The organism is Streptomyces gobiensis, assembly GCF_021216675.1.
In the GTDB taxonomy this organism is placed as follows: domain Bacteria; phylum Actinomycetota; class Actinomycetes; order Streptomycetales; family Streptomycetaceae; genus Streptomyces; species Streptomyces gobiensis.
On sequence record NZ_CP086120.1, the window covers coordinates 5625152 to 5641772 of the forward strand.

At 69.0% G+C, this 16621-nt stretch carries 15 protein-coding genes and 1 pseudogene; 13 read left to right on the plus strand and 3 right to left on the minus strand.

Annotated elements, in window-relative coordinates; translation table 11 throughout:
• Positions 1-144 precede the first annotated feature (144 nt).
• Entirely contained in the window at positions 145-1671 is a 1527-nt protein-coding gene (locus test1122_RS26225; RefSeq protein WP_232271647.1) for a trypsin-like peptidase domain-containing protein, read from the minus strand.
• A 401-nt stretch (positions 1672-2072) separates the two neighbouring features.
• Between test1122_RS26225 and test1122_RS26230 the strand changes: the two genes are divergently transcribed.
• Positions 2073-2636 (plus strand): AMIN-like domain-containing (lipo)protein, encoded by a 564-nt coding sequence (locus tag test1122_RS26230; protein WP_232271648.1) that lies wholly within the window; start codon positions 2073-2075, stop codon positions 2634-2636.
• Positions 2637-2763: 127 nt separating this feature from the next.
• Here test1122_RS26230 and test1122_RS26235 read toward each other — a convergent pair whose 3' ends face one another.
• Both test1122_RS26235 and test1122_RS26240 read right to left on the minus strand, forming a co-directional pair.
• Entirely contained in the window at positions 2764-5025 is a 2262-nt protein-coding gene (locus test1122_RS26235; protein ID WP_232271649.1) for a glycoside hydrolase family 3 N-terminal domain-containing protein, read from the minus strand.
• 108 nt (positions 5026-5133) lie between these two features.
• Complete coding sequence (locus test1122_RS26240; protein ID WP_232272079.1) at positions 5134-6183, minus strand: PQQ-dependent sugar dehydrogenase; 1050 nt, start codon at positions 6181-6183, stop codon at positions 5134-5136.
• Between the two features lie 300 nt (positions 6184-6483).
• Here test1122_RS26240 and pqqA point away from each other — a divergent pair, with 300 nt between their 5' ends.
• From pqqA to xylB, 12 genes and pseudogenes are all read left to right on the plus strand, one after another.
• Complete coding sequence (gene pqqA / locus test1122_RS26245; protein ID WP_232271650.1) at positions 6484-6630, plus strand: pyrroloquinoline quinone precursor peptide PqqA; 147 nt, start codon at positions 6484-6486, stop codon at positions 6628-6630.
• Positions 6631-6640: 10 nt separating this feature from the next.
• Positions 6641-7540, plus strand: a complete 900-nt coding sequence (gene pqqB, locus test1122_RS26250; protein WP_232271651.1) for a pyrroloquinoline quinone biosynthesis protein PqqB — start codon at positions 6641-6643, stop codon at positions 7538-7540.
• Between the two features lie 2 nt (positions 7541-7542).
• Entirely contained in the window at positions 7543-8268 is a 726-nt protein-coding gene (gene pqqC, locus test1122_RS26255; RefSeq protein ID WP_232271652.1) for a pyrroloquinoline-quinone synthase PqqC, read from the plus strand.
• Positions 8265-8537 carry a pyrroloquinoline quinone biosynthesis peptide chaperone PqqD gene (gene pqqD, locus test1122_RS26260; protein ID WP_232271653.1) on the plus strand — a complete coding sequence of 91 codons (273 nt, stop codon included), beginning with the start codon at positions 8265-8267 and terminating at the stop codon, positions 8535-8537. Before pqqC ends, pqqD begins: the two co-directional genes overlap by 4 nt.
• Positions 8534-9613, plus strand: a complete 1080-nt coding sequence (pqqE, locus tag test1122_RS26265) for a pyrroloquinoline quinone biosynthesis protein PqqE (protein ID WP_232271654.1) — start codon at positions 8534-8536, stop codon at positions 9611-9613. Before pqqD ends, pqqE begins: the two co-directional genes overlap by 4 nt.
• A pseudogene (locus tag test1122_RS26270) lies at positions 9610-9816 on the plus strand (hypothetical protein); the annotation flags it as partial. The gene pqqE and the pseudogene test1122_RS26270, both read left to right, overlap by 4 nt.
• A gap of 286 nt (positions 9817-10102) precedes the next feature.
• The gene (locus test1122_RS26275; RefSeq protein ID WP_232272080.1) at positions 10103-10864 is read left to right on the plus strand and encodes a DeoR/GlpR family DNA-binding transcription regulator; all 762 of its coding nucleotides are present in this window, start codon (positions 10103-10105) and stop codon (positions 10862-10864) included.
• A gap of 111 nt (positions 10865-10975) precedes the next feature.
• Positions 10976-12337 carry an ABC transporter substrate-binding protein gene (locus test1122_RS26280; protein ID WP_232271655.1) on the plus strand — a complete coding sequence of 454 codons (1362 nt, stop codon included), beginning with the start codon at positions 10976-10978 and terminating at the stop codon, positions 12335-12337.
• Positions 12334-13320, plus strand: a complete 987-nt coding sequence (locus tag test1122_RS26285; protein WP_232271656.1) for a carbohydrate ABC transporter permease — start codon at positions 12334-12336, stop codon at positions 13318-13320. Before test1122_RS26280 ends, test1122_RS26285 begins: the two co-directional genes overlap by 4 nt.
• The gene (locus test1122_RS26290; protein ID WP_232271657.1) at positions 13320-14183 is read left to right on the plus strand and encodes a carbohydrate ABC transporter permease; all 864 of its coding nucleotides are present in this window, start codon (positions 13320-13322) and stop codon (positions 14181-14183) included. The genes test1122_RS26285 and test1122_RS26290 overlap by 1 nt, the downstream gene beginning before the upstream one ends.
• Entirely contained in the window at positions 14180-15169 is a 990-nt protein-coding gene (locus tag test1122_RS26295; RefSeq protein WP_232271658.1) for a zinc-dependent alcohol dehydrogenase family protein, read from the plus strand. Before test1122_RS26290 ends, test1122_RS26295 begins: the two co-directional genes overlap by 4 nt.
• Before the next feature lie 46 nt (positions 15170-15215).
• Positions 15216-16619 (plus strand): xylulokinase, encoded by a 1404-nt coding sequence (gene xylB, locus test1122_RS26300; RefSeq protein WP_232271659.1) that lies wholly within the window; start codon positions 15216-15218, stop codon positions 16617-16619.
• Positions 16620-16621 lie beyond the last annotated feature (2 nt).

Genomic DNA, 16621 nt, shown 5'->3' on the forward strand with positions numbered 1-16621 from the left:
CGAGCTGTCGAAGAGACAGACGCCACGGCGATCCGAAACTCATCGGCGCCGGTGTGCACGGGTACCGGTCACCGCGCTGGGGCCCCGCACGTCCGATGACGTGCGGGGCCCCAGACGGGCGATGCTGAATGTGCCGGGTGGGCTTCAGCGGGTGGTGGACGGCAGAGCGAATGCCGCGGGCTTTGTGGGATTGTCGGCGTTGTCATAGCCGATGGCGCAGTATGTCCAGGGGCCTTCGGACGCCTTCAGGGTGGTGGGGACGCCCAGATAGTGCCGGTAGCCCTCGGGGTCCGCACAGTCGATGGTCGCCTCCGGCCCGTACTTGACCTTGTACGCGGTGATCTCCCATGGCGCGTACACCGGCCGTACCCAGTAGGAGGCTTCCGCTCCGCTGCCGAAACGTTCGATGTCGACCTGCGGGGGCACGCTCGGCGCGGTGTTGTCGACGCGGGCGTAGGCGTACGACGGGTGCGCGAAAGAGGTATCCCAGCCGTGTCCCCGCAGGGTGTTATCCGGTCCGCCCACCACGCAGAGGACGTATATGTTGTCTTCTTCCGCCAGGAGTTCGTCGTAGTCCACTCCCGCGGAGGTCAGCGGCTGAGGCTTGGCATACCCTTCCGGCTTCTTGCAGTCGATGACACCCAATGGGCCGCTCTTGAAGGTGACGTACGCGTGTGCCTGGTCACCGGCGGGTGTGATGTGGGCGTCCCAGCGGGCCCGCCCCTGGGAGGTCTCGCTCTGTGTGTGCTGTCCCGACGCGGTGACATTCACCTGCTGACCTCGATCGAGCCGGCACCCCTGCTTGTCCAGCCGCAGCCCTCGCTCGTCCAGGCATGAGGCGACCGCATCGACCGGGGTGGCGTAGACGGTGTTGTCCTTGGGAACCACCAGTCCCGACGGGCTTCCCTCACAGGGCCGCCCCAGTCCACAGCCGAGGTATCCGGAGGTGGAGACGGTATTGATCAGCCCGACGAGCTGGTTTCCGTCCGTGGCGGTGACGGCGCCGCCCGAGGAGCCGCCGCTGATGCCGAGGCAGTCGGTCCGGGTGGCGCCCTCCCACAGCCAGGTGTACTCATGCAGGGACACCGAGGAGGCCGTGACCGCACAGTCGGACAGCCGCAGAAACCGCTTGCCGTCCTGCACACCGTCGGTCGGCGCGTGCGCCGCCTGCAGAGCCGAACCCACAGCGGGCCGGCCGGCTGACAGAGTCCGCGGCGTTACCTCAAGTTTCTGGAGATCCCCGTAGGTGGCCGAGAGCTGGAGCACCGAGACATCGATGTCCTTCATCGTCGCGTAGGTGATGCGCTCTACGGGAAACCGCTGGTGCTCGGAGACATTGTCGTGGAAGAACGCGGGTGTGAAACTCCAGCCCGCTGGCGCGCTCTCGCTGGCGATGACCTCGTTGGTCTTCATGGAGTCGCTGACGCAGTGCCCATTACTCAGGACGAGCGCCTTATCGGCCGGGTCCGGCTTTCCGGTGGCGTGAATAAGCGTCGCTGTACAGGTTGTCCCGTTGCCGCCTATGAGACGTCCGGAGGCCCGGAACTTCTTCCCGGCAGGGGAGCCGGCATCCAGCAGTGGCGCTTCGTCGGCGGCGGATGACGGTTCGACGGCCGGGGCCGGGGAGCCTCCCCATAACAGTCCGGCGGCTAGGATCCCGGTTGTTCCCATGGCCAAGATGCCGCGTATTCGGGCGAGGACAGTACCCCTCACCACAATCCCTCCCTGTTCGTTGACGGACGAAACGCCATGACCTTGACAGAGGGTCCAGTGATTTTCGAGGTGCGGCATCTTTTTCAGGACGTTTACGGACCGTCATATCGCGACGTCAGGTCGGCGTGCCCAGGGATCGCTTCACGCTCCCGGGGGCGTCACGCGCCATCATGATCGTCTTAAAGGGATACCTGACCTGCGCTTCCCCTCTAGCCTGTGGAGAGGCTGGCTGTGAGACTCGTTAACCGGTGGGTCGAAACCAGCTGTTTGAGGGGCGGGGCAAAGCGGACTGGCGTTTCGAATGTTTGATCACCGGTCCTGTGGGCAATCGCAGGGTGATATGAGAAGGGGTGGGATATATGCGACGAATGCTGACAGCGCTGGCTGCGATAGCGCTGCTGGGATCGGGGCTCTCGGCCGGGATGACCACACCGGCGAACGCGGCGAACTGCGCCACCGACTGGGGAAGCCTGCCGAAGGCCAGCCCCGAGTCGGCGTACAAGCCGCTTGAGAACATCCGGACCGGGCGCCACGACTGCTACGACAGAATCGTCTTCGACGTGCCCGACGCGACGTCCAGCAACGCGATCGGCTACCACGTCAGCTATGTAAGCGAGCTGCACCAGGACGGAACCGGGGACCACATCCCGGTGAGCGGCGGTGCCGTCCTTGAGCTACGGGTCGCCGCGCCGAGCTACGACCCGCAAACCGGCAAGCCGACTTATGGCGGCAAGGCCGGACAGGCACTCCCCGGTGTGGACCTCACCGGCTACCAGACGTTCAGGGACGCGCGGTTCGCGAGCAGCTTCGAAGGCGATACCCAAGTGGGCTTGGGCGTACGGGCAAAGCTGCCGTTCCGGGTGTTCCAGATGGGCGACCGCGTGGTCGTGGACGTAGCCCACTCCTGGGCAGCGAGCCGCTGATGCGTGCCCGATGAGACATGCCCGGGGGACCGGGGGTGCTACGCGGTCGCCCTGTCCGAGCTGGCGTCGGTACATGACTCCATCGGCTGCGAGATGACGCTGTCGCCCCGTCACCCCCGTGCCAAGCCTATCGGCTGAACTGGAACCAGTTCAGGTTGACCAGGTCGGCGTCACCGCCTCCGCTTGCCACCACGTACAGCCGGTGCACGCCCGTGACCGTGCCGCTGGTGTTCACCGTGCGGCTCGTCCAGGACTGCCAGCCACCGGTGTTGCGCGTCGGAACGGTGGCGAGCAGCGGCCCGGTGGGGCTGTCCAACCGGTACTCCAGGGCTCCCGTGGCGCCGGAGCCGGACGCCAGCCTGGTCGTCACCCGGGTGGGGGCGGAGCTGCCGAAGTCCACATCGGCGTAGCCGGCATGGTCACCGTCCGCGATCCACCCGATGTTCTGCCCGCAGCCAACGTCGGTGCAGCGCTCCAGCCGGACGCCGCGCTGTTCGTCGTAGTAGGCCGCGCCGATGACGTCGTAGGGGTTCTGCTTCTGTGGGAACTGCTTGCCGTGGCCGTAGGCGAACAGCGCCGGTTTGCCGTCGCCGTCGTTGATCGGCAGCTGGCTCGCGCTCCGCATCCAGGTCACCGGCAGTTTCCCCGTCGGCTGGTGGTCGCCGAAGAGGACGTCCGCGACTCCGCCGCCCTCGGTACCGGGCAGCCACGCCGCCACCAGCGCGTCCCACAACGGCAGCTCGGCGGCGATGCCCAGCGGGCGCCCGGAGACAAGGACCACGACCACCGGTACGCCGGATGCCTTCAGCCGTGCGAGCGTGTCCAGGTCCTCGCGGTCCAGACCGAGTCCGCCCGTCCGGTCGCCTTGGCCCTCCGCGTAGGGCGTCTCGCCGACGACGGCGATGGCGGCCTGGTAACTGCCGTCGACGCCGTTGCCGTTACGGCCGTAGGTGACGGTCGTGGCGGGAGATACGGCCGAACGGATGCCCTGCAGGATCGTGGTTCCCGGTGTGATCGGGCCGCTCTTGCCCTGCCAGTCGATGGTCCAGCCACCGCTCTGGTTCCCGATGTCGTCGGCGTTCTTGCCGGCCACGAAGACCTTGCCGGCGGTCTTGGGTAACGGCAGCACGCCGTGCTTGTTCTTGAGCACCACCTGCGATGCGCGCACGGCCTCACGGGCCAGCTTCCGGTGCTCCGCACTGCCGACCTTGCCGGTGTACGAGCGGTCGGTGTACGGCTTCTCGAACAGCCCCAGTTCGAACTTCTTGGTCAGGATCCGCCGGTTGGCGTCGTCGATGCGGGACATCGGCACACGCCCGGCCCGCACCTCGTCCCTGAGCAGCGAGATGAACGAACGCCACTCATACGGCAGCATGATCATGTCCAGGCCCGCATTGACCGAGGTACGCACCTCTTCGGCGGTGAAGCCGGGCTGGCCGTCGATCTGGTCGATGGCGTTCCAGTCCGAGATGACCACCCCCTCGAATCCCAGCTCCTGCTTGAGGACATCGGTGATCAGGTAGCGGTGGCCGTGCAGCTTTGTGCCGTTCCAGCTGCTGTAGGAGATCATCACCGAGCCGGCGTTCCTGGCGATGGCCTTGCGGAAGGGCGGCAGATGGACGGCGCGCAGCTCAGCCTCGCTCACCTCGGTGTCGCCCTGGTCCTTGCCTCCGGTGGTGCCGCCATCACCGAGGTAGTGCTTGGCCGTGGCCATGACGGAGCCGGGGTCGGAGAGCCTGGCCCCCTGCAGCCCGGTGATGAGCGTGGTCATCGATGTGGCGATCTCGGGCTTCTCGCCGTACGACTCGTAGGTCCGGCCCCAGCGGTCGTTGCGCGCGACGCACAGGCAGGGGGAGAAGTTCCAGTCAATGCCGGTGCCCGAGACCTCCTCGGCGGTGGCCCTGCCGATGCGCCGCACCAGTGCGGGGTCGCCCGTGGCGCCGAGGCCGATGTTGTGCGGAAAGATGGTCGCCCCGTGCACATTGTTGTGACCGTGCACCGCGTCCACACCGTAGATCATCGGGATGCCGAGCGGGGTGGCCATCGCGGCCTGCTGGAAGCCGTCGTACATATCTGCCCAGGCCGTCGCGGTGTTGGGCGACGGGGCCGAGCCGCCGCCGGACAGCAGCGAGCCGAGCCGGTACGTGGTGAGATCGGCGGCGGAGACCGCGGTCCGCTCGGCCTGTGTCATCTGGCCGATCTTCTCGTCCAGCGACATTCTGCCGAGCAGGTCGTCGACCCGCTGCGGCACGGGCCGGCTCGGGTCCTTGTAGGTCGGATCGGCTGTCGCCGACGCGGGGGCGGGGGCGGTGACGACCGTGGTCGTCAGCAGCATGGCCGCGGCCAGCAGTAAACGACCGCGCCAGCGCGCGGGGCGGGACCATCGCATGGGCAAACCTCCTGGGCAAACCTCCTGGCGAACGCCTGGATGCGTGAGGACACGGGGCTTGTGGTGCGTGGCTCGTAAGGTCGCGACCGCGGGTCGGTCGCCGCGAAGCTACCCGAGGTCGACCTGGAAGACCTTGTCGGCGCCGTCCGGCTGGCGGCCGTTGTTGTCGGCGTTGGTCGTGGACAGCCACAGGGCGTTGCTCCCCGGGACCTTCTCCACCGTGCGCAGCCGGCCGTAGTCGTTGACGTAGTACGCCTTGGGGTCACCGGCGTGGCTGCCGTCGACCGGGATACGCCACAGCCGCTGGCCGCGCAGGGCCGCCATGTAGATGGCCCCGTCGGCGTAGGTGACCGCGCTCGGCGAGGCCTCGCTGACCGGCCACTGCCGCTTCGGGTTGGTCATCCCCGAGGTGGAGCACTCGCCCTCACAGACCGGCCAGCCGTAGTTCTTGCCCGGCTCGATCAGATTGAGCTCGTCGTACTTGCTGCTGCCGAACTCGGCCTCCCAGAGCCTGCCGTCCGGGTCCCAGGTGAGGCCCTGCGGGTTGCGGTGGCCGAGAGAGTAGACGAGCGTGCCGAATGGATTGCCGGGGGCGGGTTCGCCGTCGGTGGTCATCCGCAGGATCTTGCCGTTCAACGAGTTCTTGTCCTGTGCCAGGCCGGCGCTCTGTGCGTCTCCTGTGGTGGCGTAGAGGTAGCCGTCGGGGCCGAACTTGATACGGCCGCCGTTGTGGTACCGGTTCTTCTTGATCCCCGTGACCAGCGCCGTGTAGTCGCCGAGCGAGGAGCCGTCGTAGGTCATCCGGACGATCCGGTTGTCGCGGGAGGCCGAGTGCATGAGGTAGATGTGGTGGTCGCTGTCCCAGTCCGGCGAGACCGCGATGCCCAGCAGACCGCCCTCGCCGCCCGTGGTCTCGACGTTGGGTACCGTTCCGATCTCGGTCTTGTCGCCCGACCGCGTGAGCCGGAACACCTTGAACGAATCCCGCTCGGTGAGCAGGGCCGAGCCGTCAGGCAGCCAGCTCAGGCCCCACGGGATCGTCCAGCCGGAGGAGATGGTCCGGATGCCGGAGGGGACCGAGTCCACGGCGGCGTTTGTGGTCCCGGGGGCCGCGACGAGCAGCCCGGCCGCGATCGCGGTGGCAGCGGCGGCCCCCATGAGGGCGCGCCGTGCGGGCTTGCCGGGGGCGTGGAGGGTGGGGGGAGTGTGGGGGGTGGTGTAACGCTCCATCAGATTCTCCTGACTGACTCTTGCTCAGGTCAGTGGATGCCGCGAGCATGACGCTGATGGCCCGTGCTTCTGTGGTTGCCGGTGAAGGTAAGGAAACCTGTCTAACTAGTCAACACCAACGGACCTCCGTGGCGCGCTGACGCTCCGGGGCGGCTCAAGTCGGCATTGCCCCCCGCTGTCGCGGGAAGAAACGCAGTGACCCCCCACTCCGAAGGGCAGGGACCACTCATGACCGACTCCGTACAACAGGCAGTGGAGCAGGCAGCACAGCAGCCGGTGGCTGGTACCGAGGAGAGCGCGACCTGGCAGACCCCCGACTACACGGTGGTCGAGACCGGTCTCGAGGTTACCGCCTACCTCCTGAGCGACCGTTAGCCGCGCCGCCATGCTGCTGCAGGTGCTCGGCACCGCGGCGGGCGGCGGCGTCCCCCAGTGGAACTGCGCGTGCCCCGGCTGCTCCGGGGCACGCGCCCATCCGCACCGGCGCCGCCGTCACGCCTCGCTCGCCGTACGGGCCGCCGAAGGCCGCTGGTACATCGTCAACGCCACTCCCGACATCGGCGACCAGATCGAGGAATGCCCGGCACTGCACCCCGGACCGGGGGCCCGGCAGACCGCGCTGGCGGGCCTGGTGCTCACCGACGCGGAGCTCGACCACACCCTGGGCATCGCCCGGCTGCGCGAGGCCGAGGGCCTGGAGGTGCTCACCACCGGGGTTGTACGCGAGGCTTTGCTCACTCGGCTGCACCTGGGGGCGGTTCTCGGGTCCTACACCTCACTCACCTGGCGGGAACTGCCCGGCGAGCGGCCCGAACCGCTCACCCCGGACGCGGGGACCGACATCGACTGTGTCCCGCTCTGCGCCAAACGCCCCCGCTACGCAGCGGGCACCGGCCCCGACCACGCGTCCTGGGTCGTGGCGCTGCGCCTCACCGACCGTGCCACCGGTGCGAGCGCCGTCTACGCCCCGGCCGTCGCCGCCTGGCCGGACACCCTCCAAGCGGCCGTGAACGACGCCGATTGCGTGATCATCGACGGCACGTTCTGGGACGACGAGGAGCCACGGCGCACCGGTATCAGCGATCGCACCGCGACCGGCATGGGGCACCTCCCGGTCTACGGCCCGGGTGGAACGGCGGAGCGCCTGGCACCGCTGCGCGCCCGCTGCTTCTACACCCACCTCAACAACACCAATCCCCTCGTCGACCCGGGCGCGCCGCAGCACACGCTGCTGGCCGAGCGGGGCATCGGGGTAGCCGCCGACGGAATGGTGATCGAGCTGTGAGCATGCCCAGGTCTACGACGAGCACGACGAGCACTACGAGTTCTACGACGCCATTCGAGGACCGGCTGCGGAACGTCGCGCGGGAGCACTACCACGACCGTCACCCTTTCAACGTCCGTATGCACCAGGGCGAACTGACCCCCGGCGAGATGCGCCGCTGGATCCGCAACCGCTTCCACTACCAGCGCCATATCCCCGTCAAGGACGCCCTGATCACCGCCAAGCTGGACACCCCGCAGCTGCGCCGCATGTGGCTGCGCCGCATCCAGGACCACGACGGGCGGAACGAGGGCGAGGGCGGGATCGAGCGGTGGCTGCGGCTCGGCGGGGCAGCGGGCCTGGACCGGTCCCTGCTGCTGTCCGGCCAGGACGTCCTGCCCGGGGTGCGCCTCGCCGTCGACGGGTACGTCAACTTCTGTCGCCTGCGTTCCCCGCTGGAGGCCGTAGCCGCCTCCCTCACCGAGCTGTCCGCCCCGGACCTCATGCGCGTCCGTACCGCCGCGTTCGAACGCCACTACCGGTGGATCGACCCCGACGGACTCGCCTACTTCCGCTCCCGCGAGGCCCAGGGCCGCCAGGACAGCCGGGAAGCTCTCGACCTCGTCCTGGCCTGGGCGCGCACCGAGGAGCACCAGGAACGGGCCGTGGCAGCCCTCACCTTCAAGTGCGATGTGCTGTGGTCGCTGCTTGACGCCGTCGACCACGCCGACGGCAAGGAGCAGCCATGACCGATGCGTCGGGCGCCGGATGGCGCCCCGCCCTGTCGCGCGCGGTCGTGCTCCGGTACGACAGGGTGCGCCGGGCCGATCTGCTGGTCCTGCCGGAACGGGTCGTGGTGCTGAACCCCCAGGCCGCCCGCATCATCCGGCTGTGCGACGGCCGCCGCGACGTCCAGGCGATCACCGAGGAGCTGGCCGCGCGCTTCCCCGGCGCGCCGGTGGCCACCGAGGTCCCGGAGTTTCTCCACCGGGTGCGCGAGGAGGGCTGGCTGCGATGACCGCACGACCGCGCCCCTGGGCCCTGCTGGCCGAACTGACCCATGGCTGCCCGCTGCACTGCCCCTACTGCTCCAACCCGCTCGAACTCGTCCGCCGCGCCCGCGAGTTGTCCACGGGGGAGTGGCAGGACGTGATGCGGCAGGCCGGGGAACTGGGCGTGGTGCACACCCATCTCTCAGGCGGCGAGCCGCTGTTGCGCACCGGCCTCGGGGCGATCGTCACCGCCGCGGAGACCGCCGGGATCTACACCCAGCTGGTCACCAGCGGGGTCGGTCTCACCGCCCCGAGGCTCTCCGGACTCGTGGCCGCCGGACTGCGCAGTGTTCAGCTGTCCGTGCAGCACGCCGACCCACAGCTCTCCGACCGGATCGCCGGGCGCGCCTCTTTCGCGGCGAAGGAGGCGGCCGCCGCGCTCATCCGGCAAGCAGGCCTTCCCCTCGGGCTCAATGTCGTACTCCACCGCGACAACCTCGACGCGATCGACGCCATCATCGACCTGGGTGTGGCCTGGGGCGCCGACCGGATCGAGCTGGCCAATACCCAGTTCTACGGGTGGGCCCTGCGCAACCGCAGCGCGCTTCTTCCCACCCGTGACCAGCTGGCACACGCCCGGGAGGTCATCGAGCACCGCCGGGAGCGGCTGACCGGAGTGACCGAGCTGGTATGGGTCGTCCCCGACTACTTCGACGGCGTGGCGAAGCCGTGCATGGGCGGCTGGGGCGCGGTCTCGCTGACCGTGGCCCCGGACGGGACCGTCCTGCCGTGCCCGGCGGCGGCCGCCCTGCCGGATCTGGGCCCGCCGAACATCCGCGACCACACGCTGGAGTGGATCTGGGACCGCTCCACGGCCTTCAACCGCTACCGGGGCACGCAGTGGATGGGCGAGCCGTGCCGCAGCTGCTGCCGCCGCGAGACGGACTTCGGCGGCTGCCGCTGCCAGGCGTACGCGCTCACCGGTGACGCCGCCCGCACCGACCCGGCCTGCGGTCTGTCACCCGATCACCGTCTCGTCCGCACCATCGCGGACAGCGCTCCTGCCGAGGGATCGGGGTACGCCTACCGCAAGCCCGGCTGAAGCCCTCACCCATACGGCTGCCCAGGCAGGTACCTACTTGGTACGTACCCGAAGATGTATCCGTCGCCGACTACTCCGCTCTCGTCGCGGCCGTCGCCCGCCATAAGACCCGCATACCGCGCCCTGCCACCGCCGATCCGGACGCCGCCTGGCGGGCGGCCGCCCTCCTGCACACCCTGGTACGCCTCGGACCGCTGCCGTACTGGCGCGTCTGACGGCCGGGATGACCGAAACCGGCCGGTCCTGCCCGACCGGGCGCTCGCCCCGTACGCCATCCGGACCGTAAACGGTCATTCACACCGGGCATACGGGCAGTCCCGAACACCCCGGAAACGCCGGTAAGCCGGTCGTCACACCGCCGAGGCACACGGTAAACGGGCACATACGGGCACCATCAACCCGATGGCACACCTGGTGGCCGTGTTCGACCGGCTGTACAACTCTCTCTACAGGCCCGAACGGGCACCGGCCAGGAGAGGTGCGTACGCCGTGAGTGCGGAGGAACGTCAGCGAGAGATCGTCGCCGCCGCCCGACGCGCGGGCTCGGTCGACGTCGCCGAGCTCGCGGCGGAGCTCGGTGTCGCCAAGGAGACCGTCCGCCGCGACCTGCGGCTGCTGGAGGACCACGGTCTGGTGCGGCGCACCCACGGCGGCGCCTATCCGGTGGAGAGCGCGGGCTTCGAGACGACCCTCGCCTTCCGCACCACCATGCACGTCCCCGAAAAACGGCGGATCGCGACCGCCGCGGCCGGGCTGCTCGGTGACGCCGAGACCGTCTTCATCGACGAAGGATTCACCCCGCAGCTGATCGCCGAGGCGCTGCCCAAAGACCGGCCCCTGACGATCGTCACCACCTCACTGGCGACCGCGGGCGCCCTCGCCGAGGAGGAGAAGTTCACCGTGCTGCTTCTCGGCGGCCGGGTGCGCGGCGGAACACTGGCCACCGTCGACCACTGGACGGTCCATATGCTCTCCGGTTTCGTCATCGACCTGGCGTACCTCGGAGCCAACGGCATCTCGCGTGAACACGGCCTCACCACCCCCGACCCGGCCGTGAGCGAGGTCAAGGCGCAGGCCGTCCGGGTGTCCCGGCGCCGGATCTTCGTCGGGATGCACACCAAGTTCGCCGCGGTCAGCTTCTGCCGCTTCGCCGCGGTGTCCGACTTCGAGGCGCTCGTCACCAGCACCGGACTGCCCTCCGCCGAGGCACACCGCTACCAGCTCCTGGGCCCTCAGGTCATCCGCGCCTGAGCCGCGACGACCTGCGGGCCCGGCCGCACAACCTCCATAAGCCCCACCTCATCAACCACCCCTACGGGCGGCGTGGCACCGTCTGCCCTTCTTCACCCACTGGGAGCCTCCATGCGCAGTCAGAGCCGACACCGGACCCGCGCACTCCTCGCCCTCACCGTCACCGGCGGTCTTCTGCTCACCGCCTGCGCCGGAGCCGGCGGGACCGGCACGGCAGACGGCGAGACCATCAACGTCCTGATGGTCAACAACCCGCAGATGACCGATCTGCAGAAGCTGACCGCGCAGCACTTCACCAAGGAAACCGGCATCAAGGTCAACTTCACCGTGCTCCCGGAGAACGACGTCCGGGACAAGATCAGCCAGGACTTCGCCAACCAGGCCGGACAGTACGACGTCGCCACCATCAGCAACTACGAGACGCCGATCTACGCCAAGAACGGCTGGCTGCACGCACTCGACCCGTACATAACGCAGGACAGCGCCTACGACGAGCAGGACATCCTCACCCCCATGCGGCTCTCGCTCAGCGGCGAGGACGGCAAGGTCTACGCCCAGCCCTTCTACGGCGAGTCGTCCTTCCTGATGTACCGCAAGGACGTCTTCGCCAAAGCAGGCCTGACGATGCCCGACAAGCCCACCTGGAAGCAGGTGGCCGGCCTGGCCGCCAAGGCGGACGGCGCCGAAAAGGGCATGAAGGGCATCTGCCTGCGCGGTCTGCCCGGCTGGGGCGAGGTGATCGCCCCACTGACCACCGTCGTCAACACCTTCGGCGGCACCTGGTTCAACGACAGATGGGAAGCCCAGCTCACCGCTCCCGAGTTCACCCGGGCCACCCAGTTCTATGTCGATCTGGTCCGCAAGCACGGTGAGTCCGGCGCGGCCCAGGCCGGATACGCCGAGTGCCTGAACAACATGACCCAGGGCAAGACCGCCATGTGGTACGACGCCACAGCCGGCGCCGGATCCCTGGAGGCTACGAAGTCCCCGGTCAAGGGCAAGATCGGCTATGTACCCGCCCCGGTGGAGAAGACCGACAGCTCCGGCTGGCTCTACACCTGGGCCTGGGGCATGCAGAAGGCGTCCAAGAACCCCGACAGTGCCTGGAAGTTCATCTCCTGGGCCGCCAGCAAGGAGTACGAGGCGCTGGTCGGCAAGGAGATCGGCTGGGCCAACGTCCCCGCGGGCAAGCGCGCCTCCACCTACGACAACCCCGACTACCAGAAGGCGGCCAAGGCCTTCTACGAGGTGACCCACACGGCCATCAGCGAGGCCGACTCGCGTAACCCCGGAGTGCAGAAGCGGCCCGCCCCCGGCGTTCAGTTTGTCGGCGTCCCGGAGTTCACCGACCTCGGCACCAAGGTCTCCCAGGAGATCAGCGCCGCCATCGCTGGACGCCAGTCCGTTGAGCAGGCCCTGCAGAAGTCGCAGAAGCTGGCCGAGAAGGTCGGCAAGGAGTACCAGAACCGATGAGTACGTCTTTGCGGGCGGCGGTCTCGCCGCCGCCCACCACCCCCGTCGCCGCCCAGCGGCCACCCGCGCCCCCACCGCAGGCCGCACGGCGCGACCTGCGGGCCTGGGCCACCCGCGCCCCGCTGCTCCCGGCACTGATCTTCCTGATCATCGTCACCCAACTGCCCTTTGTGGCAACGCTGGTGATCTCCCTCTTCAACTGGAACTCGCTCTATCCCGATGACCGTGCGTTCGCGGGCCTGTCCAACTACGGCGCCGTGCTCTCCGATCCGGAGCTGCGCGGTTCTGTACTCACCACAGCGCTGCTGACCGCCAGCGTGGTCCTGGTCAGCCTGGTGCTCGGCCTGGCCCTGGCCCTGCTGCTGGACCGGAAGTTCCGTGGCCGCGGTGTGGTGCGCACCATGCTCATCGCCCCCTTCCTGCTGGTCCCGGTCGCGGCCGCACTGCTGTGGAAGCACGTCCTCTACAACCCCGAGTACGGACTGTTCAACGGCCTGCTCACCTGGCTTGGCGGGCTGCTGGGCATCGACGGCCCGGCCCAGCCCGACTGGATCTCCGAGATGCCGCTGATCGCGGTGGAAGCCTCGCTGATCTGGCAGTGGACACCGTTCATGATGCTGATCCTGCTGGCCGGGCTGCAGAGCCGGCCGCTGGATGTGATCGAGGCCGCCCGCATCGACGGCGCCGGCAACTGGCAGGTCTTCCGCTATCTCACCCTGCCGCATCTACGCCGCTATCTGGAGCTGGGAGCCCTGCTCGGCTCGATCTACATCGTGCAGAACTTCGACGCGGTCTTCACCATCACCTCCGGCGGCCTGGGCACCGCCAACCTGCCGTACACGATCTACGAGACCTTCTACCGGGCCCATGAGTACGGACTGGCCTCCGCCGCGGGCGTACTCGTCGTCATCGGATCGATCATCCTCGCCACCTTCGCCCTGCGGGTGGTCTCCTCCCTCTTCAGCCAGGAGGTGTCCCGCTGATGACCGCCACGGTGACAACCCTGCCCCCGGTCCTGCGCCGAGCCCGGCGCCGCGGTGCCGCCCTGGGCCTGCTGGCCTGGCTGACCGGCATCCTCTTCTTCCTGCCGGTCGCCTGGATGGTGCTGACCTCACTCCACGCCGAGTCCGACGCCGCCACCAACCCGCCGTCCCTGGCCGCGCCGCTCACCCTGGACGGCTACCGGGAGTTCTTCGGCGCGGCCGGCGGTGCCAGCCCCTGGCCCTCGCTGATCAACTCAACGATGGCGTCGGTCTTCTCCACACTCCTTGTCCTCCTGCTGGCCCTTCCGGCGGCCTACGCCCTGTCGATCCGGCCGGTACGCAAGTGGCGGGACGTGCTGTTCTTCTTCCTCTCCACCAAGATGCTGCCGGTCGTGGCCGGGCTGCTGCCGGTGTATCTGATCGCCAAGAACACCGGGCTGCTCGACAACATCTGGCTGCTCGTCATCCTCTACACAGCGATGAACCTGCCGATCGCCGTATGGATGATGCAGTCATTCCTGGCCGAGGTGCCCGTCTCCATCATCGAGGCGGCCCAGATGGACGGTGCCCGGCTGCCCGCCATCCTCGCCCGGGTCGTCGCCCCGATCGCCGGCCCCGGGATCGCCGCCACCGCGCTGATCTGCTTCATCTTCAGCTGGAACGAGATGCTCTTCGCCCGGGTGCTGACCGGGGTGACCGCACAGACCGCGCCCGTCTTCCTGACCGGCTTCATCACCAGCCAGGGCCTGTTCCTGGCGAAGGTGTGCGCCGCGTCCATCGTCATCTCCCTGCCGGTGCTCGCCGCAGGATTCGCCGCCCAGGACAAGCTGGTCCAGGGTCTGTCGCTAGGAGCCGTCAAGTGAAAGCCGCCCTGATCGAAGCGCCCGGCAAGGTCTCCCTCACCTCGCTTCCCGACCCGGCACCCGGCCCCCGCGACGTGGTGGTGAAGGTGGCCGCATGCGGGCTGTGCGGCACCGATCTGCACATCCTGCAAGGAGAGTTCGCCCCGACACTGCCGGTGGTGCCGGGGCATGAGTTCGCCGGCGAGGTGGCGGCCGTCGGCAGCGAAGTACGCGAGCTGAGGACCGGTGACCGGGTCGCGGTCGACCCCTCGCTGTACTGCTACGAATGCCGCTACTGCCGTAACGGTCACAACAACCTCTGCGAACGCTGGGCGGCGATCGGTGTCAGCACGGCGGGCGGCGCCGCCGAGTACGCCGTGGCACCGGTCGCCAACTGCGTCAAACTCCCCGACCATGTGGGCCTGCAGGACGCGGCGCTCATCGAGCCACTGTCCTGCGCGGTGCGCGGCTATGACGTGCTGGCGGCGCGGATGGGCGCCCATGTGCTGATCTACGGCTCCGGCACCATGGGCCTGATGATGCTGGAGCTCGCCAAACGCACCGGCGCGGCCTCGGTCGAGGTCGTCGACCTCAACAGGGACCGGCTGGCCACCGCCCGTGCCCTGGGCTGTTCCGGCGCGGCGGTGAACGCGGACGAGCTGGACCGACCCCAGGGCTGGGACATCGTTATCGACGCCACCGGCAACGCCAAAGCCATCCAGGACGGCCTCGGGCGCGTCGCCAAGGCGGGCACCTTCTTGCAGTTCGGCGTCTCCGACTACGCCACGACGGTCACCATCGAGCCGTACAGGATCTACAACCAGGAGATCACCATCACCGGGTCGATGGCGGTCCTGCACAGCTACGAGCGGGCGGCGGAGCTCTTCGCGACCGGGGTGATCGATCCGGCGGTCTTCATCAGCGACCGGCTGCCCCTGGTCACCTACCCGGAGGCGCTGGAGCGCTTCGCGGCGGGGAAGGGCCGCAAGATCGTCGTACTGCCCTGACCCAGGCAGTGTCCAGCGTCATCACCCCTCAGAGGAGAATCCGGCCATGCCAACGGTCGCCGGGGTGGACTCGTCCACCCAGTCGTGCAAGGTAGTCGTCTGCGACGCCGAGACCGGACGAATCCTCCACCGCGGGCGGGCCCCGCACCCGGAGGGCACCGAGATCCCTCCCGACGGCTGGTGGCGCGCTCTGCGGACAGCGGGCGAGGGCCTGGTGGAACAGGTGGACGCGATCGCCGTCGCCGGTCAGCAGCACGGCCTGGTCACGGTGGACGAGGCGGGCCGGCCGGTGCGTGACGCGCTGCTGTGGAACGACACCAGGTCCGCGCAGGCGGCCGCGGACCTGGTGGCCGAGTTCGGCGGCGCACGCAACTGGGCGGACGCGGTCGGCACCGTACCCGTCGCCGCCATCACCGTCGCCAAACTGCGCTGGCTGGCCGAGCACGAGCCGGACGCGGCCGACCGCGCCGCCGCGGTGATGCTGCCGCACGACTGGCTCACCTGGCGGCTGTGCGGCGGCCCGGGAACCGGTGCGGAACCGGTCACCGACCGCGGTGACGCCTCGGGGACGGGCTACTGGTCGCCCGCCGAAGGCCGGTACCGCAAGGACCTGCTGGGCCGCGCCTTCGCCGGGCGCACGCCCGCCCTGCCCACAGTGCTCGAACCGGCCGAACCGGCCGGCCGCACCCAGCACGGCGCGCTGGTGGCAGCCGGCACCGGTGACAACATGGGAGCGGCACTGGGACTGGGCATCGGCCCCGCAGACGCGGTGATCTCACTGGGCACCAGTGGAACGGCCTTCGCGGTCTCCCCCCGGCCCACCGCCGACGCGACGGGTGCCGTCGCAGGATTCGCGGACGCCACCGGACAGTTTCTGCCCCTGGTCTGTACCCTCAACGCGGCCCGGGTGCTCAACTCGACAGCCCGGCTGCTCGGTGTCGGTCTGGAGGAGCTCGACCAGCTCGCGCAGCAGGCGCAGCCCGGTGCCCAGGGGCTGGTCCTCCTGCCCTATCTGGACGGTGAGCGCACCCCCAACCTGCCCAACGCGGCCGGGAGCCTGCTGGGCATGCGCAACGCCAATATGAATCCGCCCAACATGGCACGGGCAGCCGTCGAGGGCATGCTCTGCGCCATGGCCGACGCACTGGACGAGCTCCGCGGACAGGGACTCGCGGTGAACCGGGTGGTCCTGATCGGGGGCGCCGCCAGAGCCCACGCCGTGGGACAGGTGGCGGCCCACGTATTCGGCAGCCCGGTAAGCGTGCCGCAGCCGGAGGAATATGTCGCCCTGGGTGCGGCACGCCAGGCGGCGTGGGCCCTGTCCGGTGCGGCGGAGCCACCACGTTGGCCGCTGGCTTCCGCCATGGAGATCCCCAGCCCGGCCGACGGCACGACCGGCGAACGCATCCGCCTCCGCTATGCCGAGGCCCGTCATGCGCTGTACGGCTGACC

Excerpts from the sequence above, each read along its gene's own strand:
- test1122_RS26235 (WP_232271649.1), bottom strand. The coding sequence starts at position 5,025 with ATGCGATGGTCCCGCCCCGCGCGCTGGCGCGGTCGTTTACTGCTGGCC.
- test1122_RS26225 (WP_232271647.1), bottom strand. The coding sequence starts at position 1,671 with ATGGGAACAACCGGGATCCTAGCCGCCGGACTGTTATGGGGAGGCTCC.
- pqqB (WP_232271651.1), top strand. The coding sequence starts at position 6,641 with ATGCTGCTGCAGGTGCTCGGCACCGCGGCGGGCGGCGGCGTCCCCCAG.
- pqqA (WP_232271650.1), top strand. The coding sequence starts at position 6,484 with ATGACCGACTCCGTACAACAGGCAGTGGAGCAGGCAGCACAGCAGCCG.
- test1122_RS26240 (WP_232272079.1), bottom strand. The coding sequence starts at position 6,183 with ATGGGGGCCGCCGCTGCCACCGCGATCGCGGCCGGGCTGCTCGTCGCG.
- test1122_RS26285 (WP_232271656.1), top strand. The coding sequence starts at position 12,334 with ATGAGTACGTCTTTGCGGGCGGCGGTCTCGCCGCCGCCCACCACCCCC.
- xylB (WP_232271659.1), top strand. The coding sequence starts at position 15,216 with ATGCCAACGGTCGCCGGGGTGGACTCGTCCACCCAGTCGTGCAAGGTA.
- pqqC (WP_232271652.1), top strand. The coding sequence starts at position 7,543 with ATGCCCAGGTCTACGACGAGCACGACGAGCACTACGAGTTCTACGACG.
- pqqD (WP_232271653.1), top strand. The coding sequence starts at position 8,265 with ATGACCGATGCGTCGGGCGCCGGATGGCGCCCCGCCCTGTCGCGCGCG.
- pqqE (WP_232271654.1), top strand. The coding sequence starts at position 8,534 with ATGACCGCACGACCGCGCCCCTGGGCCCTGCTGGCCGAACTGACCCAT.
- test1122_RS26230 (WP_232271648.1), top strand. The coding sequence starts at position 2,073 with ATGCGACGAATGCTGACAGCGCTGGCTGCGATAGCGCTGCTGGGATCG.
- test1122_RS26290 (WP_232271657.1), top strand. The coding sequence starts at position 13,320 with ATGACCGCCACGGTGACAACCCTGCCCCCGGTCCTGCGCCGAGCCCGG.
- test1122_RS26280 (WP_232271655.1), top strand. The coding sequence starts at position 10,976 with ATGCGCAGTCAGAGCCGACACCGGACCCGCGCACTCCTCGCCCTCACC.